The organism is Pseudomonas sp. So3.2b (genome assembly GCF_019464415.1).
In the GTDB taxonomy this organism is placed as follows: domain Bacteria; phylum Pseudomonadota; class Gammaproteobacteria; order Pseudomonadales; family Pseudomonadaceae; genus Aquipseudomonas; species Aquipseudomonas shahriarae.
The window spans coordinates 4820228-4839278 of the sequence record NZ_CP080494.1 but is presented as its reverse complement, the minus strand read 5'-3'; the positions used below and the strand labels follow the sequence as shown (position 1 = coordinate 4839278).

The 19051-nt window shown below is 61.0% G+C and carries 22 protein-coding genes and 2 pseudogenes; 11 read left to right on the top strand and 13 right to left on the bottom strand.

The window, feature by feature from the left end; translation table 11 throughout:
• Positions 1-42 precede the first annotated feature (42 nt).
• Positions 43-1395 (top strand): GntP family permease, encoded by a 1353-nt coding sequence (locus K1X80_RS21720; protein ID WP_057960476.1) that lies wholly within the window; start codon positions 43-45, stop codon positions 1393-1395.
• A 130-nt stretch (positions 1396-1525) separates the two neighbouring features.
• On the opposite strand, the gene alaC is transcribed toward K1X80_RS21720, so the two are convergent.
• Positions 1526-2737, bottom strand: coding sequence for an alanine transaminase (alaC, locus tag K1X80_RS21715; RefSeq protein ID WP_029296464.1), 1212 nt, complete (start codon positions 2735-2737; stop codon positions 1526-1528).
• 195 nt (positions 2738-2932) lie between these two features.
• Between alaC and K1X80_RS21710 the strand changes: the two genes are divergently transcribed.
• Positions 2933-3415 (top strand): GyrI-like domain-containing protein, encoded by a 483-nt coding sequence (locus K1X80_RS21710; protein ID WP_120733974.1) that lies wholly within the window; start codon positions 2933-2935, stop codon positions 3413-3415.
• 151 nt (positions 3416-3566) lie between these two features.
• Here the strand turns inward: K1X80_RS21710 and K1X80_RS21705 are convergent, their stop codons facing one another.
• The 4 genes from K1X80_RS21705 to K1X80_RS21690 all read right to left on the bottom strand — a co-directional run bounded on the left by K1X80_RS21705 (position 3567) and on the right by K1X80_RS21690 (position 6218).
• A complete protein-coding gene (locus K1X80_RS21705; RefSeq protein ID WP_057960474.1) occupies positions 3567-4172 on the bottom strand; it encodes a pyridoxamine 5'-phosphate oxidase family protein in 606 nt (201 codons plus the stop codon).
• Between the two features lie 31 nt (positions 4173-4203).
• The gene (locus K1X80_RS21700; RefSeq protein ID WP_057960473.1) at positions 4204-5412 is read right to left on the bottom strand and encodes a type II toxin-antitoxin system HipA family toxin; all 1209 of its coding nucleotides are present in this window, start codon (positions 5410-5412) and stop codon (positions 4204-4206) included.
• On the bottom strand, positions 5405-5659 hold the full coding sequence (locus tag K1X80_RS21695; RefSeq protein ID WP_057960472.1) for a helix-turn-helix domain-containing protein: 255 nt from the start codon (positions 5657-5659) through the stop codon (positions 5405-5407). Before K1X80_RS21695 ends, K1X80_RS21700 begins: the two co-directional genes overlap by 8 nt.
• A 70-nt stretch (positions 5660-5729) precedes the next feature.
• Positions 5730-6218: an N-acetyltransferase gene (locus K1X80_RS21690; RefSeq protein ID WP_057960471.1), complete on the bottom strand. Its 489-nt coding sequence runs from the start codon at positions 6216-6218 to the stop codon at positions 5730-5732.
• Between the two features lie 148 nt (positions 6219-6366).
• Between K1X80_RS21690 and K1X80_RS21685 the strand changes: the two genes are divergently transcribed.
• Genes K1X80_RS21685 through K1X80_RS21670 form a run of 4 tightly spaced genes read left to right on the top strand, consistent with a single transcriptional unit; the run spans position 6367 to position 8909 of the window.
• Positions 6367-6786 carry a nuclear transport factor 2 family protein gene (locus K1X80_RS21685; protein ID WP_128593818.1) on the top strand — a complete coding sequence of 140 codons (420 nt, stop codon included), beginning with the start codon at positions 6367-6369 and terminating at the stop codon, positions 6784-6786.
• 43 nt (positions 6787-6829) lie between these two features.
• Positions 6830-7174, top strand: coding sequence for a YciI family protein (locus K1X80_RS21680; RefSeq protein WP_057441944.1), 345 nt, complete (start codon positions 6830-6832; stop codon positions 7172-7174).
• 32 nt (positions 7175-7206) lie between these two features.
• On the top strand, positions 7207-7683 hold the full coding sequence (locus K1X80_RS21675; protein WP_057441942.1) for an SRPBCC family protein: 477 nt from the start codon (positions 7207-7209) through the stop codon (positions 7681-7683).
• The gene (locus tag K1X80_RS21670) at positions 7680-8909 is read left to right on the top strand and encodes an RNA polymerase sigma factor (RefSeq protein ID WP_057960469.1); all 1230 of its coding nucleotides are present in this window, start codon (positions 7680-7682) and stop codon (positions 8907-8909) included. The genes K1X80_RS21675 and K1X80_RS21670 overlap by 4 nt, the downstream gene beginning before the upstream one ends.
• A 13-nt stretch (positions 8910-8922) precedes the next feature.
• Here K1X80_RS21670 and K1X80_RS21665 read toward each other — a convergent pair whose 3' ends face one another.
• On the bottom strand, positions 8923-9777 hold the full coding sequence (locus K1X80_RS21665) for a LysR family transcriptional regulator (RefSeq protein ID WP_057960468.1): 855 nt from the start codon (positions 9775-9777) through the stop codon (positions 8923-8925).
• A 90-nt stretch (positions 9778-9867) separates the two neighbouring features.
• Here K1X80_RS21665 and K1X80_RS21660 point away from each other — a divergent pair, with 90 nt between their 5' ends.
• Entirely contained in the window at positions 9868-10311 is a 444-nt protein-coding gene (locus tag K1X80_RS21660) for a multidrug/biocide efflux PACE transporter (protein ID WP_057960467.1), read from the top strand.
• Positions 10312-10404: 93 nt separating this feature from the next.
• Here K1X80_RS21660 and K1X80_RS21655 read toward each other — a convergent pair whose 3' ends face one another.
• Positions 10405-12021 (bottom strand): inorganic phosphate transporter, encoded by a 1617-nt coding sequence (locus tag K1X80_RS21655; RefSeq protein ID WP_120733965.1) that lies wholly within the window; start codon positions 12019-12021, stop codon positions 10405-10407.
• 146 nt (positions 12022-12167) lie between these two features.
• Positions 12168-12381: pseudogene (locus tag K1X80_RS21650) on the bottom strand (CorA family divalent cation transporter); the annotation flags it as partial.
• Positions 12382-12456: 75 nt separating this feature from the next.
• On the opposite strand from K1X80_RS21650, the pseudogene K1X80_RS28620 reads away from it, so the two are divergent.
• A pseudogene (locus tag K1X80_RS28620) lies at positions 12457-13293 on the top strand (hypothetical protein); the annotation flags it as partial.
• Positions 13294-13410: 117 nt separating this feature from the next.
• The gene (locus K1X80_RS28615) at positions 13411-14178 is read left to right on the top strand and encodes a methyl-accepting chemotaxis protein (RefSeq protein ID WP_370693747.1); all 768 of its coding nucleotides are present in this window, start codon (positions 13411-13413) and stop codon (positions 14176-14178) included.
• 51 nt (positions 14179-14229) lie between these two features.
• Here K1X80_RS28615 and K1X80_RS21640 read toward each other — a convergent pair whose 3' ends face one another.
• Complete coding sequence (locus tag K1X80_RS21640) at positions 14230-14535, bottom strand: PepSY domain-containing protein (protein ID WP_038442689.1); 306 nt, start codon at positions 14533-14535, stop codon at positions 14230-14232.
• 151 nt (positions 14536-14686) lie between these two features.
• Between K1X80_RS21640 and K1X80_RS21635 the strand changes: the two genes are divergently transcribed.
• Positions 14687-15565: a sterol desaturase family protein gene (locus K1X80_RS21635; protein WP_057960464.1), complete on the top strand. Its 879-nt coding sequence runs from the start codon at positions 14687-14689 to the stop codon at positions 15563-15565.
• Here K1X80_RS21635 and K1X80_RS21630 read toward each other — a convergent pair.
• On the bottom strand, positions 15557-16231 hold the full coding sequence (locus K1X80_RS21630; protein WP_120733963.1) for a helix-turn-helix domain-containing protein: 675 nt from the start codon (positions 16229-16231) through the stop codon (positions 15557-15559). The genes K1X80_RS21635 and K1X80_RS21630 overlap by 9 nt on opposite strands.
• Positions 16232-17359, bottom strand: a complete 1128-nt coding sequence (locus K1X80_RS21625) for a glycerophosphodiester phosphodiesterase (RefSeq protein ID WP_057960462.1) — start codon at positions 17357-17359, stop codon at positions 16232-16234.
• A 246-nt stretch (positions 17360-17605) separates the two neighbouring features.
• On the opposite strand from K1X80_RS21625, the gene K1X80_RS21620 reads away from it, so the two are divergent.
• Positions 17606-17929 (top strand): DUF2025 family protein, encoded by a 324-nt coding sequence (locus K1X80_RS21620; RefSeq protein ID WP_057960461.1) that lies wholly within the window; start codon positions 17606-17608, stop codon positions 17927-17929.
• 6 nt (positions 17930-17935) lie between these two features.
• Here the strand turns inward: K1X80_RS21620 and K1X80_RS21615 are convergent, their stop codons facing one another.
• Positions 17936-18292, bottom strand: coding sequence for an antibiotic biosynthesis monooxygenase (locus tag K1X80_RS21615; RefSeq protein WP_057441923.1), 357 nt, complete (start codon positions 18290-18292; stop codon positions 17936-17938).
• Positions 18289-18996 carry a CTP synthase gene (locus K1X80_RS21610; protein ID WP_057441921.1) on the bottom strand — a complete coding sequence of 236 codons (708 nt, stop codon included), beginning with the start codon at positions 18994-18996 and terminating at the stop codon, positions 18289-18291. The genes K1X80_RS21615 and K1X80_RS21610 overlap by 4 nt, the downstream gene beginning before the upstream one ends.
• Positions 18997-19051: the final 55 nt, after the last annotated feature.

Genomic DNA, 19051 nt, shown 5'->3' with positions numbered 1-19051 from the left:
AACACCCGCTTTAATAACAACAACAAACAGGAGACGACCCCCATGTTTGGCATGTCCCACGAGTCTTACCTGCTGCTTGATGCAGTGGTCACTATCATCGGGCTGATCGTGTTGATCACCCGGTTCAAGGTCCACCCCTTTATTGCGCTGATCATCGCCGCAGGCTTTCTCGGCCTGACCTCGGGCATGCCCGTGGACAAGATCATCAAGGCCTTCCAGGACGGTTTTGGCGGGGTGCTCGGGTTTGTCGGGATTATCCTGGCGCTGGGTACGATGCTCGGCAAGATGATGGCCGAATCCGGCGGTGCCGATCAGATCGCCCAGACCCTGATCCGCGCCTTTGGCAAGGAAAAGGTGCAGTGGGCGATGATGTTCGCGGCCTTCCTGGTGGGCATCCCACTGTTCTTCGAGATCGGTTTTGTATTGCTGATCCCGCTGGTGTTTATCGTTGCGCGGCGCACCGGTGTGTCGCTGATCAAGATCGGCATCCCGTTGCTCGCCGGCCTGTCGGCGGTGCACGGCCTGGTGCCGCCGCATCCGGGGCCGTTGCTGGCCATCGGCGTGTTTGGCGCGGATATCGGCAAGACCATTCTTTACGGCCTGATCGTCGCCTTGCCGACCGCCATCATTGCCGGGCCGATCTTCGGGACGTTCATTGCCAAGTACATCCCCGGCAACCCGTCCCAGGAACTGGTGGACCAACTGGCCCGCGAGTCCGACGCAAAAAACCTGCCGAGCTTCAGCATCACCCTGATCACCGTGCTGCTGCCGGTGTTCCTGATGCTGCTGAAAACCTTCGCTGACATCGCCCTGCCAGACGGGCACATCGTGCGTAACTGGATGGACATGATCGGCCACCCGATCAGTGCCTTGCTCCTGGCGTTGCTGCTGTCGCTGTACACCTTTGGTCATCGCCAGGGCATCCATTCCAAGCAAATCCTCAAGCTGCTGGATGCGAGCCTTGCGCCGACCGCCGCGATCATCCTGATCATCGGTGCCGGTGGTGGCTTCAAGCAGATGCTGGTGACCAGCGGTGTGGGTGACGTGATCGGCCATATGGCGGTGACGGCGCAGATCAACCCGATCCTGCTGGCCTGGCTGGTAGCCGCAGTGATTCGGATTGCCACGGGTTCGGCGACCGTGGCCACCATTACGGGCGCAGGCATTGTGGTGCCGGTGGTGGGCATGGTGCCGGGGGTCAACCTGGAATTGCTGGTGCTGGCGACGGGGGCGGGGTCGTTGATTCTGTCGCACGTCAACGATGCAGGGTTCTGGCTGGTCAAGCAGTACTTCAACATGACCGTGGCCGAGACGTTCAAGACGTGGACGGCGATGGAGACCATCCTGTCCATCGTGGCGCTGGGCTTTATCATGTTGCTGTCGTTGGTGGTGTAACCCAACCTGGGGTGACTGATCGTTCCCACGCTCCGCGTGGGAATGCCCCTTGTGACGCTCTGCGTCACGCTTTGGGACGCAGAGCGTCCCGGACTACGTTCCCACGCAGAGCGTGGGAACGATCACTCGGTCAGGCTTTGGTGACCAGGCCATCGGCCCGGAACATTGCCCGTATCCCGCGTACCGCCTGGCGAATGCGGTCCTGGTTCTCGATCAGCGCAAAGCGCACATGGTCATCGCCATACTCGCCAAAGCCGATCCCCGGCGAGACACACACCTTGGCTTCGAGCAGCAGCTTCTTGGCAAATTCCAGCGAGCCCATGGCGGCATACGCCTCGGGAATTTTTGCCCAGACATACATCGACGCCTTCGGATTCTCTACCATCCAGCCCAGTTCATGCAGGCCCTTGACCAGCACATTGCGGCGCTGGCGGTACTGCTCGGCAATGTCTTTCACACATTGCTGGTCGCCTTCCAGCGCGGCAATCGCCGCCACTTGCAGCGGGGTGAAGGTGCCGTAGTCGTGGTAGCTCTTGATGCGCGCCAGGGCGTTGACCAGTTCCGCGTTACCCACCATAAAACCGATGCGCCAGCCGGCCATGTTGTAGCTCTTGGACAGGGTGAAAAACTCCACCGCAATGTCCTTGGCTCCCGGTACCTGCATGATCGACGGGGCTTTCCAGCCGTCGTAGACGATATCGGCGTAGGCCAGGTCGTGGATCACCAGCACGTCGTACTGCTTGGCCAGGGCGATCACCCGTTCGAAGAAGTCCAGCTCCACGCACTGCGCGGTCGGGTTGGACGGGAAGCCGAGGATCATCATCTTCGGCTTGGGGATCGAACCGCGGATCGCCCGCTCCAGCTCGGCAAAGAAGTCCACGCCGGGAATCAGCGGCACCGAGCGCACCTGGGCGCCGGCAATCACCGCACCGTAGATGTGAATCGGGTAGCTGGGGTTGGGTACCAGAACGGTATCGCCCTGGTCCAGGGTGGCCAGCATCAGGTGCGCCAGGCCTTCCTTGGAGCCGATGGTCACGATGGCCTCGGTTTCCGGGTCGATATCCACCTCATAGCGGTCCTTGTACCAGCGCGAAATGGCGCGGCGCAGGCGCGGGATGCCTTTGGAGGTGGAGTAGCCGTGGGTGTCTTCGCGCTGGGCGACGGTCACCAGTTTCTCCACGATATGCGGTGGAGTCGGGCCGTCGGGGTTACCCATGCTCAAGTCGATGATGTCTTCGCCGCGCCGACGCGCAGCCATCTTCAGCTCGGCAGTGATATTGAAAACATAAGGGGGGAGTCGATCTATGCGCGCAAAGCGGCGCGGCGAACCTTGGTCTGCCATTGTTGCCTCGGAATACGTAAGCGCCCGGAACCGTCCGAGCGACGTCGGCCACTGCGGTGGCCTGCGGGGCAGACAATACGGGCGATGAGGGTAGGTTGTCCAGATGGCGCCGGAAAATTTTCGGCCTGGAGTGTTGGATGACTATGCCCCTATACTCAGTATGGTTTTGGTCATTTATCAATGGAGATTGTGCAGATGAACCAACAGGTAACGTTACCCCTGGAACCCCGCATGGAAGAGGGCAGGGCGATGGTCATTGCCGGGGTCGGCGGTCATTACGGCAAGGCCACGCTGGGGGACATTCCGAAGCTGTGGGAGTTGTTCGACAGCTGCATCAAGGACATCACAAAGCGCATGGGCGGCGTGACCTACGGCGTTTGCTACAACGCCACCCAGGAAGAGTTTGATTACATCGCCGGGGTCGAAGTGCCAGCCAAAAGTGATGTGCCGGGCAACTTTCAATCCATTGAAGTGCCGGCCAATCATTATGCGGTCTTCGCGCACTACGGGCCGGTGTATGCGCTGTCGCAGACCTATGAACGGATTATGTACGAGTGGTTGCCGACCTCGGGGTACAAGGTCGCCGGGCCGGATTTCGAGCGCTACAGCGCCGACTTCGACGTGGATAAGGGCACCGGTACCGTGGAAATCTGGCTGCCTGTCGAAAAGTCCGCATAACCTGTACATCGCCTGATCCACCGCCATCGCAGGCAAGCCAGCTCCCACATTTGTATCGGGGGTTTACTCAAAGCCAGGTACGGCGCAATTACCTGTGGGAGCGGGCTTGCCCGCGATGGCGATCTCAAGGGCGCCCGAGCCGCCCAGGGCCTCAATACAACGTGGCCTTGACCCGCTCCGGCATTTCCCGGTCGTAGGCCTCGGCATCAAACTGCCCATCATTCAAACGCTTGTGAAAAGCCCCTGCTGACGGCAGCGTCGAACGCTCCACATGCTTGTCCGGGTTCCAGCAATCGGAGCGCACAAAAGCTTTCGAACAGTGGAAATACGCCGCCTCTACCTGCACCACAATCACCGACCGCGCCGGCTTGCCGTTGACCGCAAAGCTCTGCAGCAACTCAGGTTCGATGGAAATCTGCGCCCGCCCGTTGACCCGCAACGTTTCCCCGATCCCCGGAATAATGAACAGCAAGGCAATCCGTGGATCCACCAACAGGTTACGCAAGGTATCGAGGCGGTTATTGCCCGGCCGATCGGGGATCGCCAGCGTGCGCTCATCAATGATCCGCACAAACCCCGGCACATCGCCCCGAGGCGAGCCGTCGAGGCCATCGGCGCCTGAAGAACTGACAATCACCAGCGGCGAGGCTTTGACCATCGCCTGGTAATCCTCATTGAGAAACGCGATTTCCTTGCGTAGGGCACGCTCCTGGGGCAGGCCGTAGAGGGTTTCGAGTTGGTCCAGGGTGGTTAGCATGGGGGTCTCCTTGCCCAGGGAGCGCTGGCGATTATCCGCCAAAGCTGCGTTGGTAGCCCTGCGCTGATTGCCGGATGGCCTGAGCAACGTGGGGTGCTTGCCGACAATAATCGTCTTCACGTGCGAGTACCACTTCAAGGGTCTGCAGCAGAGCCCGGATGCGCTCCTCGGCGTTTTCTATGCTGCAGGTCTTGGCAAACTCAAGGATTCCCAAGCGTGACGCAAAGAATGAGCGGTTGCCGTCCAGGTCCAGAGCCAGGGCGTCTTCGGGAATATAGGCGGTGGTATTGGCGATGTCATAAGCGGGTGCAAGACGGGCGTCACGTTTGAGTGGATCGCTGTAGAGCAAGCCAAAATTTTTCAGATGGGCATCACCATTGCCGACGATACAGCTCAGCGCAACGCTATCGAACAACTGCTCCAGGGAGCTGCGTTCATGTTCGATTGCACAAAAGAGGCGAACAGCCTTGGCAATCATGTTGTAGCTCTTGCTGTATTTCTGCTCGGCGGAAAGGCCCATCAATGTGGTCATGTCTTCAAAGCCCAGGGGGTTGAGTTTTTCGTCCCGATCAAAGCGGCGCATGATGAAAAGCTTGTGGTTCTGTGACAAGTAGAAGGGTGGCACGGGGATACCTGCCTCCCTTGCAATCGACATACACAGGTATTCGTTGATCGCCAGGCCTGGAAACTCGTCACGCCCGCTCTTGATGATCAGATCGTTGGTTTTCGATGTGAATTTCTGTTCCGGTACCAGCGGGATTTCGGGTACCAATACCTTAGGCTGTACCCCGGAAATGCCGGCGCGAAGGATGTAGCGATCGACCAGATGGGTAAACAAATCCTCGGCACCATCCCAGGCGAGGATTTCATCCAGACGCTCACCGTACGACACGGGGCTGTTGCGCTCAATCAGTTGGTTGACTTGCGCGGACGAGGTGAAGACGCGGCCGATAGGTGCGCTGCTGCCTGACAGGGCCAACAACAGCATTGGATCTACCTTGACGGTCTTCGCCAGACGGTTTTTCAGTTGCTCCAGTACATAACCTTCGGGCAGGTTCATTTGAAAGATCGGGTGCAGTTCATGCCGTCGATACTCCTCGGCCCGCACTGGCATCAGCAGGCTGATTGCACTCTGCTCCAGGGCATCATCAGCGTAGCGAAAGTGGTAGTGCTCAGTGCCGACGAACACGCTGCCACTTGCGCCTTCGGGCGTACGGACCTGCAGTTTGTAGCTACTCATTGAACAAATCCTCCACTTCCTCCAGCGTTGGCATGGAAACGGGGACCAGTTTGACCTCACTGCCCAAGGCTGCAAAAACCCGTGCGTAGGCATTCATCGCCACCGACAAGCTGCCGTGCTCAATCTCGATCAGTTTTTGCCGCGTCGTACCGGCCAGCTGTGCCAGCTGTGCTTGTGTATGGCCACGGCTGAGGCGCATCGAGCGAACCTGGTTGCCGATTCTCTGGCTCAGAAGTGCAGGATCCATGTCGCGTTACCGTTACTTTGGTATTTTAAAGTTATATATACGTTACATTTTGGGGTTGTCAACGCTGATATCAACCGAGTGTCAGTGCCAACCGCCGTTCATAACCCACCCGCCCCTTATACGCCTCGCCCCGGTCTACCCAGCCCTGCTGCAAATACAAGCCCATTGCCGCCACATTGTCGCTGTCCACCGACAACTCCAACGCCGTGATCTGTGGCCAGGCCAGGCGGGCGGCAGCGGGCAGGGCTTGCAGGCAGGCTTTGCCCAAGCCGCGGCCCTGTTGGTGGCGATCGACTTGCAGGGCATGCAGTGTGGCGCTGTGTTCGTCGGCCCAATGGGGTAGGCAGGGCGGGCGCTTGAGCAGCAGGAAGGCCACGGGGATTTCGTCGGCCAGCAAGGCAAAGCCCTTGATGCCGGGGTTGGGGTTGACCAGCAGGCTGTTCAGCGCGCAGTCGATATCGCCGCTATAGGCCAGTTGCTCGGGGTGGACTTCGAGGCTGGCGAGTTGCTGTTGCTGTGCAGCGGTCAGCGTCTCATAGGGCGCGAGGCGGGTTTCCATCGAGCAGATATCCGAAGTCCTACAGGGAAGTCGCAAATTCTAGCGGCTTTGCCCTTGGCGAAATTATTTTTTGTAGGCTTGTCGATTGGCAGGCGGCCCATTCGACCAAGGGTGTCTTCTGTGATTTTCCACCCCGAGGAGTATCGCCATGAGCAACGCAATCAACACCCTGATCGAGCAATGGAAGCAAGCGGTGGTCGCCAAGGATGTCGAGCAGATTGTCAGCTTTTACGCCGAAGATATCGTCGCGTTCGACGCCGTCAATGCCCTGCAGTTCAAAGGCAAGGCGGCCTACCGTGCCCATTGGCAGGCCTGCATGGAGTTTTGCCCGGGCCCCGGTGTTTTCGACTTTCATGAACTGCATATCGTCGCCGCCGATGACAGCGCCTTTGCCCACTGGCTCGCCCACTGCGGCGGCACCGGGCCCGATGGCGTGCTGAAAACCTGCTGGATGCGGGTCAGCGCCGGCTACCAGCGAATCAACGGCCAGTGGAAGGTGGTGCACGAGCATTGGTCCGCACCGTTCGATATGGAAACCGGCGCCGGTCTGTTCGACCTGGAACCGTGAGTACCGCGAACTATAGTCATTAGTCCGAAAAACGGAGAACGCCATGAAATACCTGTGCCTGGTCTACAGCGCCGAAGCTTTGCTGCACAGCCTGCCCGACAGCCCCAAGGACCCGGAATGCCACGCCTACGCCGAGGCGGTCCACGGCAGTGGCCGCATGCTTGCGGCCGAGGCCCTGCAGCCGGTGAGCACGGCCACCACCGTGCGCATGCGTAACGGCAAGTTGTCGATCACCGATGGGCCGTTTGCCGAAACCAAGGAGCAGCTTGCCGGCTTCTACCTGATCGAAGCCAAGGACTTGAATGAGGCGCTGCAGGTGGCCGGCGGCATTCCGGCGGCGCGGGTCGGCAGCGTGGAAGTGCGCCCCGTGCGTGATTTGAATCTCTGACTCAACACTTATAAAACTCAGGAGGTTTAACCATGAACACTCAACCTGCTGCATTTGAACTGTCCATCAGCCGGGTGATCGACGCCCCGCCCAGCCGGGTGTTCCGCGCCTGGACCGAGCCTGCGCTCTTGCAACAATGGTGGGGCCCCCACGGCATGACCACGCCCGAGTGCGAAATGAACCTGTGGGTCGGTGGCCTGTTTCGCACCCTGATGCGCGCGCCGGACGGCAGTGAATATCCGACCCAGGGCGTGTTCCTGGAGATCGACGCGCCGCGCCGCCTGGTGTTTACCGATGCGTTCCTGCCGGGTTGGATCCCCTCGGGCAAGCCGTTTATGAGCGCCGAAGTGACCTTCGAGGAGGTGGCTGGCAAGACCCGCTACACCGCCCGCGCCATGCATTGGAGCGAAGCCGACAAACAAGCCCACGAAGCCATGGGTTTTCATCAGGGCTGGGGCGAGAGCCTGGACCGGCTGGTGACCCTGGTGACCACGGGCATGCCCGATTGACCGTCAAGGCCCAAGTCGAGGCGGTCTACCGCAGTGAGTCGCGGCGCATCCTGGCGACGTTGATTCGCCTGCTGGGGGATTTCGACCTCGCCGAAGAAGCCCTGCACGAGGCGTTCTTCGTCGCGGTCGAACGCTGGCAGCAGGACGGTGTGCCCGACAATCCCCGAGCGTGGCTGGTGTCTGCCGGGCGCTTCAAGGCCATCGACCGCTTGCGTCGCCAGGCCCGTTTCACCCCGTTGTTGCAGGAGCAGGCCGATGCGCTGGAAGCGGCTGACTGGAGTGCCGAAGACGTGGAAGACGACCGCCTGCGCCTGATCTTTACCTGCTGCCATCCGGCGCTGGCGGCGGATGCGCAAGTGCCGCTTACCCTGCGTGAGATTTGTGACCTCACCACCGAGGAAATTGCCCGGGCCTTCCTGGTCACGCCGGCCACCATCGCCCAGCGCATCGTGCGGGCCAAGGGCAAGATCCGCGAGGCCAGGATTCCCTACCAGGTGCCGTCCCTGGCGGAGTTGCCCGAGCGCCTGGACAGCGTATTGCGGGTGATTTACCTGGTGTTCAACGAGGGCTACTCGGCGTCCATGGGCGCTGACCTGACCCGTGACGACTTGACCCGCGAGGCCATCCGCCTGGGCCGCCTGCTCCTGGAGTTGCTGCCGGAGCCGGAAGTCATGGGCCTGCTGGCGTTGATGCTGCTCCATGAATCCCGGCGCCCGGCCCGGCTTTCTGCCGCCGCTGAGCTGGTGCTGCTGGATGAGCAGGACCGCACGCTGTGGGATGCAGCGCTGATTGCCCAGGGCTGTGGGTTGGTAGAACAGGCCCTGGCCACCCGGCGTTTCGGGCCTTACTGCCTGCAAGCGGCGATTGCCGCGGTACACGCCGAGGCCCCGAGTGCGGCGCAGACCGACTGGCCACAGATTGTCGGCCTGTATGACGTGCTGCTGCGGATGCTGCCGTCGCCCGTGATCGAGCTCAACCGCGCCGTTGCCCTGGCCATGCGCGATGGGCCGTTGGCGGGGTTGCAGCAAGTCGAGGGGATCCTGGTGCGTGGCGAGTTACGGGATTACCACCTGGCGCATTCGGCACGGGGGGAGTTCTGTCGGCAACTGGGGCGGATGAAAGAGGCGCGCCAGGCGTATGAAACAGCCCTGGGCCTGACCCAGCAGGCCCCGGAAAAACGCTTTATCGAACGACGCCTGGCAACCTGCACCGATAGCCCTTTGTAGGCGCCGGCTGAGGTTACTCAAGCATCTTTTGCAGCAACCAACTGCCGGCCGGGCCCGGCGGCTGTTGTCGTGACCACAAGGCATCCACCGCCACCGAACGTGGCCAGCCGCGCGCCTTGAGCTCCACCAGCTGGCCATTGGCAAAACGCTCCACCAGCCAGCGCGGCAAGGGGGCCCAGCCAAAACCGAGGATGGCCATTTCCATCAGCATCAAAAAGCTGGGGGCGGACCATACACGGCCGCTCGGCCGGTTTTCATTGGGGTTGATGATGCTTGCCAGGCGCAGCTCCCGGTGTTGTTCCAGGGTTTGCTGGTTGATGCCCTCAAGGCCGGCCAGTGCATGCAGCGGTGATACAAACAGCGCAAGTTGCGCGCGCTCTTCGACGGTGGCATGGGTCAGGTCTGGCGGGTAGACCTCCTGCGCCTCGATAAACGCGAGCTGCGCCCGCCCGCTTTGGACCAGGGCGATAAGGTCTTCACATTCGGCAATCAGCCACTCCAGCTCCAGGTCCGGATAACGCTGCTCAAGGGCGCTGAGCAGCGTTTCAAAACGTCCCGACTGATAGGTGTCGGACATGGCAATACTGAGCTTGGGTTCCAGCCCCTGGGACAACTGGCTGGCGGCAAGCTCCAGGCGGCTGCTGGCTTCCAGCACCTGCTCGGCGCGCTGCAACAGGACATGCCCGGCCGGGGTCAGGGTGGGTTTGCGGCTGCTGCGGTCGAACAGCACCACGTCCAGATCAATCTCCAGGCTGGCCACTGCGGCGCTGACGGTCGATTGGCTCTTGCCCAGCTTGCGTGCCGCTGCCGAAAACGAGCCTTGGGTCGCCGCCTGCACAAACGCTTGCAACACTTCATGAGAGGCCATCATCTATCGCCTTGGTCGATGGTTATTGATTATGAAGTATCGAGTGCGGGAGTGATGATGGCAACCCTCGACATTCACAGAGCAAGGCTTATGAACACCACCAAGTCCATCACTGAACGCGCTTTGCAGGCCCTGGGTTTCGAAGGCCTGGCCTTGTTGATCTGTACGCCGCTGCTGGTGTGGATCACTGGCCGGCCGGCCCTGGAAATGGGTGCTGTGACCCTGGCTATCAGCTTGTTGGCGCTGACCTGGAACATGATTTTCAACAGCCTTTTCGACCGCCTCAAAGTGCGCCTGCAGTTGGCCAATAGCGTCAAGACCCGGATCATGCACGCGCTGCTGTTCGAGGGCGGGCTGATTCTGTTCGCCGTGCCGCTGATTGCCGCGTGGCTGAACATCAGCCTGATGCAGGCGTTTATTCTGGATATCGGCGTGCTGCTGTTCTTCCTGCCGTACACCTATGTGTACCACTGGGGCTATGACGTGCTGCGGGGAAAATTCTTCAACAGCGAGCTTGCTCGCGAAGGACGTTAACGATGACGCGGGCATCCTGAATGTACGCGGCACTCTCGGGTTATTCACGAGCTACCGGCGTGACCTTGTCGGTCACGCCCGGGTGCCGGTGTTTCAGAAGATTTGAGTAAACAACCAGTACAAACTGCCCGACAGTACAATCGCCGCCGGCAACGTCAGCACCCAGGCCAACAGCAGATTGCGGATGGTCTTCATCTGCAAGCCGCCACCATTGGCCACCATGGTCCCGGCCACGCCCGACGACAGCACGTGGGTGGTCGATACCGGCAACCCGAACATGTCGGCGGCGCCAATGGTCAGCATGGCCACGGTTTCCGCCGAGGCGCCCTGGGCGTAGGTCAGGTGGGTCTTGCCGATTTTCTCGCCGACGGTCACCACAATGCGCTTCCAGCCGACCATGGTGCCCAGGCCCAGGGCGATGGCCACGGCGATCTTCACCCATAGCGGGATAAAGCGCGTGGCATTGTCGATCTGTTGCTTGAACAGTTGCAGCTTGCCCTCGGTGTCGGCGTCGAAATTTCCGACTTTGCCCTTGTCCATCAGGCGAATGGTTTCGCTGGTCAGGTACATGTCGTTACGCACGTTGCCCATGGCCTCGGCGGGCACCTTGGCCAGGGAGCCGTAGCCTTTGACTTGCTCGCCGATATGCCCGGTCAGGGCGGCGAGGGCGGGGATCAGCTCGGGCGTGATGTCCTTGGTGCGCACATAGGTCGACAGCGTCGGTCGTGGGTCCACCGGCGCCGGTTGCGGGGCGATTTTGACCAGGGCTTGCTGGGTGACTTCAGCCACGGCGGAAAATTGCAGGGATTGATCGGCCGGCATGGTGCGGTTCAACGCGTAGGCCATGGGCAAAGTGCCCACCAGGATCAACATGATCAGGCCCATGCCTTTCTGGCCATCGTTGGAGCCGTGGGCAAAAGATACGCCGGTGCAGGTCACGATCAGCAGGCTGCGAATCCACCACGGCGGCGGGGTGTTGCCCTTGGGCGCCTTGTACAGCGCGCGGTTTTTCACAAAGGCCCGCAGCGCCAGCAACAGCAGGGCGGCAAAGCCGAAACCGATCAGTGGTGACAGCAGCAGCGCATAGCCGATCTTGATCGCCTGTGCCCAGTCCACGCCACTGGTGCCATCCCGGCCATGCATCAGGGCATTGGCCACGCCCACCCCGATGATCGACCCGATCAGCGTATGGGAGGACGACGCTGGCAAACCCAGCCACCAGGTGCCCAGGTTCCACAGGATCGCCGCGATCAGCAGGGCGAAGATCATCGCAAAACCGGCGGAAGAGCCAACCTGCAAAATCAACTCCACCGGCAGCAAGGCAATGATGGCAAAGGCCACCGCGCCACTGGACAGCAGCACGCCGAGGAAATTGAAGAACCCCGACCAGACCACCGCGAATTGCGGCGGCAGCGAGTTGGTGTAGATCACTGTCGCCACGGCGTTGGCGGTGTCATGGAAACCGTTGACGAACTCGAACCCCAGGGCAATCAGCAGCGCCACGCCCAGCAGCAGGAATGGGGTCCAGGTGGTGACCACCGTGCCCAGTTCGTGCATGTCGCGCATCAGGCTGTAGGCGGTGAACAACAGGCCCATGGCGAGCACGGAAAAGAACACGATCACCGTGAGCAGGCTGGGTTTGGTGTCCAGTTGCGGTTTTGCGTCAGGGGCGGCTGCCTGGTGGGAGGCGGTCAGGGAAGGGGTGGCCATGCCGGAGCATCCAGAGTGGGGAGGATGTTTCCCATGGTCATTGCAGAATGTTACAGAGGTGCTGCCTCAAGTCAGTGTTTGGTGTCGTCAGCCGGCCGCTGGTCTAAAAATCACCGCCGCTCCCATAGGTTGTTTGCATTTGAGCCTTAGTCATCCTGGCGCTTGCGAAACGCCCATCTGCCGGCAATCAAGGTGAACGTCGCCACCAATGCCACCCACGTTCATGCCAAAGAAGCCCGCGATGATATTGATCGGCAGCGCCAGTACCGTGACCACCGTCAGGGTAAACAGCGTGCGGTTGCTTTGTTCGTTGAGGTTGGCGGCGATTTCTTCCTGCAACAACTCGATCCGTTCGCCTATTTTTTGTCAGTCACAGGCCGCCGCTGCCCGGCCACTCATCCACTGGGCTCAAGAAGTGTCTAGTCCGGCCGATTCATGGTGCAAGCATGCCATTGGATTGGCCATGTGTTGGCTGACAGGGATGTTGCGGTGCAGGTCCCCATTTCCCTGTTTCGAGGCTTTTCCCCGATGAGTTTTTTGCGAAAGTCCTTGAGAGCACAGATCCTGTCGTTGCTCGGTGGCAGCCTGTTGGCAATGCTGTTGATTGCCCTGGCGTGTTTTCATTTTCTCTCCAACGGTGTGCAGAGTTACCGCAGTTTGCTGGAGGGGCCGTTGCAAACCTCACAGCTGATTGATGAAGCCAACCTGCAATTCAAGGTCCAGGTCCAGGAATGGAAAAACGTCCTGCTGCGTGGCAAGCAGCCCCAGGACATGAACAAGTACTGGGGGCAGTTCCAGGATCGGCAGCAAGACGTGCAGGGCATCCTGGCGCGCCTGGTGAGCAACACCCAGGGCGACCCAGCCTTGAGCCGTCGCCTGGAAACCTTGCGTCAAGAGCACCAGATGCTGGGTGTCGCCTACCAGAAGGGGCGAGATGCTTACTTGGCCGCCGGGGCTGATGCAGCGGCTGGGGATAACGCAGTCAAGGGCGTGGACCGCACGGTGAGCGAGCAGATGAGCGCGCTGGTCACCCTGCTGCGTGAGCAGGGCAAGCAGCAATCCCTGGCAATCAGCGCCTATGCCGAACGTACCGTGATGCTGGGTCTGGCGGTGATGGTGCTGTCTGGAGGGCTGATCGGTCTGTTCAGCCTGTGGTTGATCAACCGCAACCTGATTTTGCCGATCCGTGGCCTGATCGACTATGTGGCCCAATTGAGCCATGGCCGGTTTGCCGAGCGCGTTGCCAGCCAGCGCCAGGATGAACTGGGGCACTTGGCCCAAGCCGCCAATACGTTGCGCGACTTCCTCGCTGAAACCTTTGGCCGCCTACAGCGCAGTGCCAAGGACCTGGTGAGCGCCAGTGGCGAGTTGAACTCGATTGCCGGGCAGATGGCGACGGGCACCCAGGATCAGTTCAGCCGTACCGATCAAGTGGCGACGGCGATGACCGAAATGTCCGCCACCGCCCAGGAAGTCGCGCGCCACGCCGCCAGCGCTTCGCGGGCAGCAGACGAGGCCGATCATTCGGCCCGTGAGGGCGGCGAGGTGATGCAAGTGACCATTGCCACCATCGGCCAGATGCGCAACGAGATCCTCAACACCGGTGGCATCATCCGCCGCCTGGAAGCAGACAGCGTGCGCATCGGCACGGTGCTGGAAGTAATTCGCGGCATCGCCGAACAGACCAACCTGCTGGCCCTCAATGCGGCGATCGAGGCCGCGCGAGCAGGCGAAGCCGGACGTGGGTTTGCGGTGGTGGCCGATGAGGTGCGCAGCCTGGCGCAACGCACAGCGGCGTCGATCATCGAGATCAACCAGATTATCCAGGCAGTGCAGACCGGCGCCGTGGATGCCGCCGAGGCGATTGTCAGCGGCCAGTCATGCAGTGATGAGAGCGTCGAAAAGGTCACCCAGGCCGGGGCGATGCTCAGTCATATCACCCAGGCTGTAGAGGCGATCCGCGATATGAACCGGCAGATTGCCACAGCGGCCGAAGAGCAAACCTCGGTGGCCGAGGATATCTCGCGCAACATCACGCAAATCACCACGGTGGCCACTGCCAACCTGGACAACGTGCAGCGCACCGAAGCGGCCAGTCATAACCTGCGTGGGCTGTCTGCTGAGCTGAATGAGGTGACGGCGCGCCTTAGCGCCTGACCAGACACAACTGCGCCGCCCGAAGGCGGCGCGTTGTGTTGCCGGGGCAACTTAAGTGTCTTGCTTGTTTTCCAGCACTTCGCCGGTCTTGGCGTCGAGCTTCACATCCCACTTCTTGCCAGTGGTGTCGGTCAGGTCAACTTCGTAGACCAGGCGCCCGGCTTCGTTATCCAGCTCAGTGTCGTTGATGGTGGCGCCGGCATGTTTGGCCAGGGCGGCGGCATTCAGCTGTTCAAATGGCTTCACGGCGCCCGATTGCAGCAGGCTTGGAATCTGGTCCGGGCGAACATCGGCCTGGGCCAGGCCGGCAGTCAGAGTCAGGGCAGCAGCAGCGAACAGAGCGGTCAGGTTTTTCATGATGTGGTCCTTTGGGGTGAGCTGTTTAAGTGGGATCAGATTACCCCGCGCAACTTAATTCACCCTTAATTGTGTAGGACGTTTGCGTTGTTTGTTCAATCGCCCCGCGCCGGGGGATTTCATGCTGGTGTCTCACCCACGGGAGACACTTATGAAACAGATATTGGCTTGGCTGTACGCGCCCTTGTTCTGGGCAGGCTTTATTGGCGCGGGGCTCTGGTTGGTCATGTTAGGGGCATCGCAGTGGCTGCTGGCGGTGTTTGCGCTGGCCATCGGCGTGTCGTTTATCGCCGAGCTGTACTTGCCCTACGAGCCCCAGTGGAACCGCCCTCTGGGCGACCGACGCCGGGATGTCCTCCACGCGCTGGTCAATGAAAGCCTGAATGCCCTGGGGTTGCTGGCATTGCCGCTGCTCACGGCATGGCTGGCGATCGAGGGCGCCTGGCCGCGCGCCTGGCCGCTGTGGGCGCAATTGCTGCTGGCAATCATCATTGCTGATGCGGGCATCACCCTGATGCATTACGCCAGCCACCGCATCGCCGCACTCTGGCGTTTGCATGCGGTGCATCACAGCGTGCAGCGGCTCTATGGGTTCAATGGCTTGATGAAGCATCCCTTGCACCAGATGCTGGAGGCCACGGCCGGCTTGCTGCCGTTGATCCTGCTGGGCATTCCGCTGGAGGTGGCGATGCTGCTGGCGTTGGCCATTGCCATCCAACTGTTGCTGCAGCACTCCAATGTCGATATGCGCCTGGGGCCGTTGCGCTGGGTATTTGCCTGGGCGCCCGTGCATCGCTTCCACCATATGAAGTACGGGCGCGCAGGGGATGTGAATTTCGGTTTGTTTTTCAACCTGTGGGACTGGCTGTTGGGGACTGCGTTTTACACCGAGGACTATCGAATGGGCGAGGGCGACCTGGGGATTGGCAGCCGGCCGGATTTTCCGGTGGATTACGTCGAGCAGTTGCGTGATCCCTTCAGTGCGGCGCAACTGAGCAAGGAACCTGCGGTGCCAAGCGCACTACTGTAGGAGATGTACTTGAAGATGGCGCAAGGAGGCCCCGGCGGTCACGCCAAACAGTTGCTTCATGGTCCGCGAGAAGTGCGCCGAGTCGGCAAACCCCGCGCCATGGGCCGCTTGGGTCAGGGTGTGACCGTTCAGGGCCAGATCCAGGGCCCGGCGCAGGCGGCGCCACATCACCAGGCGCCGCACCGGCACGCCGAGCTGGCTGACAAACAGGCGCTCCAACTGGCTCAACGACAGGTGCGCCGCCTGCGCCAATGACTGCGCCGAGACCTTGCCGCTCAACTGTTGATCGAGGGTGTGCAGGGCGCGTTGCACGCGCTCATCGTCCGCCTGGCGACGTGGTAGCTGGCGCAATGTCTGCTCCAGGCGCTCGTGGGAAAAATCGGCGGTCTCCAGGGCGTGTTGCAACGACTCGCGTTCAAACGCACCGGGTTCCACATAAGCCATCAACACCGTAGCAGGGGCGTGGACGATGGCATGGGGCTGGCGAGAGGGGATGAACAGGCGGTAAGCCGTTTGCAGGTGCCCATCAAGGCTGACCGTGATGGGGCTCTCCGCGGACAGGATAAATTGATGGGCGTAATGCGCGTGGGGCGCCGTACGCCCCGTCTCACCGAGGATCAGGCCGTAATCAGGCCCCAGCCACAGTTGGCCTGACCACTCGCTCACTCAGTAACCGCTGTCCTGCAGCAGATCCTGCACGCTGGAAGACGGCCAGCGCTTGTAGAACTTCAGCAGTTCGGCGGCGCGGTTGGTGAAGATGCCATCGACCCCGGCGCTCATGACCTTCTCGAAATCCACCGGCTCGTCGACGGTATAGACGTGCACCAGCAGGCCCTTGTCGTGGGTCAGTTGGTTCATCTCGGGCTTGACCAGGTCCGAATAGCTCTGGTCGCCCAGGTTCGTCAGTTGTGCCGATGGGCCAGTGCCAATCGCCCCGAGGCTCTTGGCTTCATCGACCCACTTCTCGAATTCGGCCGCGTCCTTGGGTTCCTGCTTGGCATAGTAGGCCGCCTTGGTCGGTTCGCCGGATTCGGCGAAAGTCACCTTGGACTTGGGCTCGATGCCGCCTTCACCTACCCACAGCAGCAGGATCTTCGGGGTGTTGGGCATCTCTTTCTGCAGTTCCTTGAGGCTGGCCGTCTCGAACGTCTGCAACACCACGCGGCCCTTGCCCTGGCCGACCCCGGTGTTGCTCTTGCCCAGCTTGGAACCCACGGAACTCAGCCAACCCTTGTCCAACAGCTTGTCCTTCAGATCGGCTTCGATCCCCGGGAACTGCTTGGGCTCTTTGGTTTCGATGTACAGGCCGGGTTTATGCTGGGGGTTGCCTTCGGCGATCTTGATGATTTCGTCCAGGCTGAGGATTTTCAACCCGACGAAGCCCGGGCGCGCACGCTCTGGGTAGGCGGTGTTGAACCAACTGCCGGCATCCAGGGTTTGCAGCTCTTTCCAGGTGAACTCGTTGGCCGGGCTGTCCTTGCGCTCGGGGAACTTGGTGGCCACGTCGGTGGTGCGTTGCAGGTTATCGTCGTGCAGGGCGAACAATACGCCGTCCTTGCTGCGTTGCAGGTCCAGTTCCAGGTAGTCGGCACCCAGGTCGCGGGCGACCTTGTAGGCGGCGGCGGTGGACTCCGGTGCATCGTAGGACGCACCCCGGTGGGCGATCACGGCAGGGTGCGGAATGCCGTCCTTGGTCGCCAGTTCTACCGGGCTGATGGGGCTTGCAGCCTGTGCGTGGCCAAGGCCCATCATCAGTGCGAGCAGCAGGGCACTCTTGGTAAACGTAGCAGGCATGTGCGAGGTCCTTTCGTGGGGGGAGCTTCAAGAAGGCTTCCTTTTTAACAATTGCATGCAAATCGCGCTATCACCAAACCGACATTAACGTGCGCATGCGCTATTTTTCTGCGCTTTTGTGCCGTGCTATGCAGTATTCTTGGCCCGAGTTTCCCCGCCAGAGGGAAACCTGCATTGCCTTCTTTCGCCGCCTCGCGTGTAAACCATCGTTCACTTCCCCTGTGGGATTTTTCAGTGAGGTTTAGCATGCGCATCACTTCAGAACTCATCTGCCAGGCCGCCGACCAACTCAACGGCTTTGTCGGCCTGAACCGCAAGACCGGCCATTACATCGTGCGTTTCAGCGAAGACTCGTTCGGCATGGACGTCGCCGACGACGGCATCATCCCCACCAGCGAGTTTGTCTGGCAGCCGGCGGCCGACCAGGCCATGACCCTGTCCCGCGAGCACATCCAACTGCTGCTGGACCAGAACATCGACGACCGCATCAACATCACCGAGCCGCTGCGGGTGTATATGCGCCGGGTGGAGATCCCGCAGATCAGCGCGGTGCGCAGCCTGGTGGGTTGATCGCCATCACGCCAATCCCGTAGGCGCGGGGGTGGTGCCGTTTGCGGTGAAGGCATAAGCCCGTTCTACCTTGCATACCCGTGTCTGAAACGCGCCGTACCAGATGGCCCTGCCCTGTTCGCGGGTGTTGCGGTGCTCGGCGTGTTGTTTCCAGGCCAGGATCGCGGCCTCGTTGCTCCAGTAGGACACGGTAATCCCCAGGCCATCATCGCCGCGGGCTGATTCGACACCGAGAAACCCCGGTTGCTGGCGGGCCAGTTCGAGCATGCGGTCGGCGGCCTGTGCGTAGCCTTGGTCGGTCTCGGTGCGCAGGGAAGTGAAGATCACTGCGTAGTAGGGCGGGGAGGGTGTCTGGGCGATCATGCCGAGCGCTCCAGGCAGGCCTGGAGCCATGCGCTGACCAGCGGCACGCTGGCACCGGTAAGTGCCGCGCGTTCTGGCTGGAACAGAGTGGCGACAAAAAACGGATGGTCCAGCAGTTCTATCGCCCGCACCTCGCCCGCCGAATCATGGGCGCTGCCAATCAGATTGTCCTCCAGCAGTGCCTGTTTGAAGTCGGCATTGAGGCCATAGCGGCAACGATAACCCTCCTGGATTTCAAGGGTGCCGTAAGCCTCGGCGATACGGGTGAAGGCCATCAAGTGGATGGGCGCGATGGTTTCGATCAGAGCACACGACAAGGGGGCGATCACCGCCCGTGGCGCATCAGGTGCCAGCTCGCCATGTTCGGCATCGGCCCACCTCAGCACATTGCGTGCATATTCCAACACGGCATGTTGAAAACCGCCGCAGGTGCCGAGGAAAGGACGCCGCTGTTCGCGGGCAAAGCGGATCGCCCGCAACGCCCCGTCGGCATCGCGATAGGGGCTTGCAGGTACGCACCAGAACCCGTCGAAAGGCTGCAAGGTGTGGTTGTCCTTAAGGGTGTCGGTGGCCAGCCACTCAATCTGAAGTGTCAGCCCCAGGTGTGTACTCGCCTGTTGCAGGGCAAGGGGAATGGCTTGGTGGGCGGTGACTTGAGGATCGTAATCGCCGATCAGGGCGAGGTGCAGAGCAGTGAGGGTCATGGCGTGCGTCCAATGGCTTGTCGAGTCCTGAAGGGCACTATAGATTGGCGTTCGC

Bases quoted from the DNA above. Each gene is read 5' to 3' on its own strand.
- K1X80_RS21720 (WP_057960476.1), top strand. From the start codon at position 43: ATGTTTGGCATGTCCCACGAGTCTTACCTGCTGCTTGATGCAGTGGTC.
- alaC (WP_029296464.1), bottom strand. From the start codon at position 2,737: ATGGCAGACCAAGGTTCGCCGCGCCGCTTTGCGCGCATAGATCGACTC.
- K1X80_RS21710 (WP_120733974.1), top strand. From the start codon at position 2,933: ATGAACCAACAGGTAACGTTACCCCTGGAACCCCGCATGGAAGAGGGC.
- K1X80_RS21705 (WP_057960474.1), bottom strand. From the start codon at position 4,172: ATGCTAACCACCCTGGACCAACTCGAAACCCTCTACGGCCTGCCCCAG.
- K1X80_RS21700 (WP_057960473.1), bottom strand. From the start codon at position 5,412: ATGAGTAGCTACAAACTGCAGGTCCGTACGCCCGAAGGCGCAAGTGGC.
- K1X80_RS21695 (WP_057960472.1), bottom strand. From the start codon at position 5,659: ATGGATCCTGCACTTCTGAGCCAGAGAATCGGCAACCAGGTTCGCTCG.
- K1X80_RS21690 (WP_057960471.1), bottom strand. From the start codon at position 6,218: ATGGAAACCCGCCTCGCGCCCTATGAGACGCTGACCGCTGCACAGCAA.
- K1X80_RS21685 (WP_128593818.1), top strand. From the start codon at position 6,367: ATGAGCAACGCAATCAACACCCTGATCGAGCAATGGAAGCAAGCGGTG.
- K1X80_RS21680 (WP_057441944.1), top strand. From the start codon at position 6,830: ATGAAATACCTGTGCCTGGTCTACAGCGCCGAAGCTTTGCTGCACAGC.
- K1X80_RS21675 (WP_057441942.1), top strand. From the start codon at position 7,207: ATGAACACTCAACCTGCTGCATTTGAACTGTCCATCAGCCGGGTGATC.
- K1X80_RS21665 (WP_057960468.1), bottom strand. From the start codon at position 9,777: ATGGCCTCTCATGAAGTGTTGCAAGCGTTTGTGCAGGCGGCGACCCAA.
- K1X80_RS21660 (WP_057960467.1), top strand. From the start codon at position 9,868: ATGAACACCACCAAGTCCATCACTGAACGCGCTTTGCAGGCCCTGGGT.
- K1X80_RS21655 (WP_120733965.1), bottom strand. From the start codon at position 12,021: ATGGCCACCCCTTCCCTGACCGCCTCCCACCAGGCAGCCGCCCCTGAC.
- K1X80_RS28615 (WP_370693747.1), top strand. From the start codon at position 13,411: ATGGCGACGGGCACCCAGGATCAGTTCAGCCGTACCGATCAAGTGGCG.
- K1X80_RS21640 (WP_038442689.1), bottom strand. From the start codon at position 14,535: ATGAAAAACCTGACCGCTCTGTTCGCTGCTGCTGCCCTGACTCTGACT.
- K1X80_RS21635 (WP_057960464.1), top strand. From the start codon at position 14,687: ATGAAACAGATATTGGCTTGGCTGTACGCGCCCTTGTTCTGGGCAGGC.
- K1X80_RS21625 (WP_057960462.1), bottom strand. From the start codon at position 17,359: ATGCCTGCTACGTTTACCAAGAGTGCCCTGCTGCTCGCACTGATGATG.
- K1X80_RS21620 (WP_057960461.1), top strand. From the start codon at position 17,606: ATGCGCATCACTTCAGAACTCATCTGCCAGGCCGCCGACCAACTCAAC.
- K1X80_RS21615 (WP_057441923.1), bottom strand. From the start codon at position 18,292: ATGATCGCCCAGACACCCTCCCCGCCCTACTACGCAGTGATCTTCACT.
- K1X80_RS21610 (WP_057441921.1), bottom strand. From the start codon at position 18,996: ATGACCCTCACTGCTCTGCACCTCGCCCTGATCGGCGATTACGATCCT.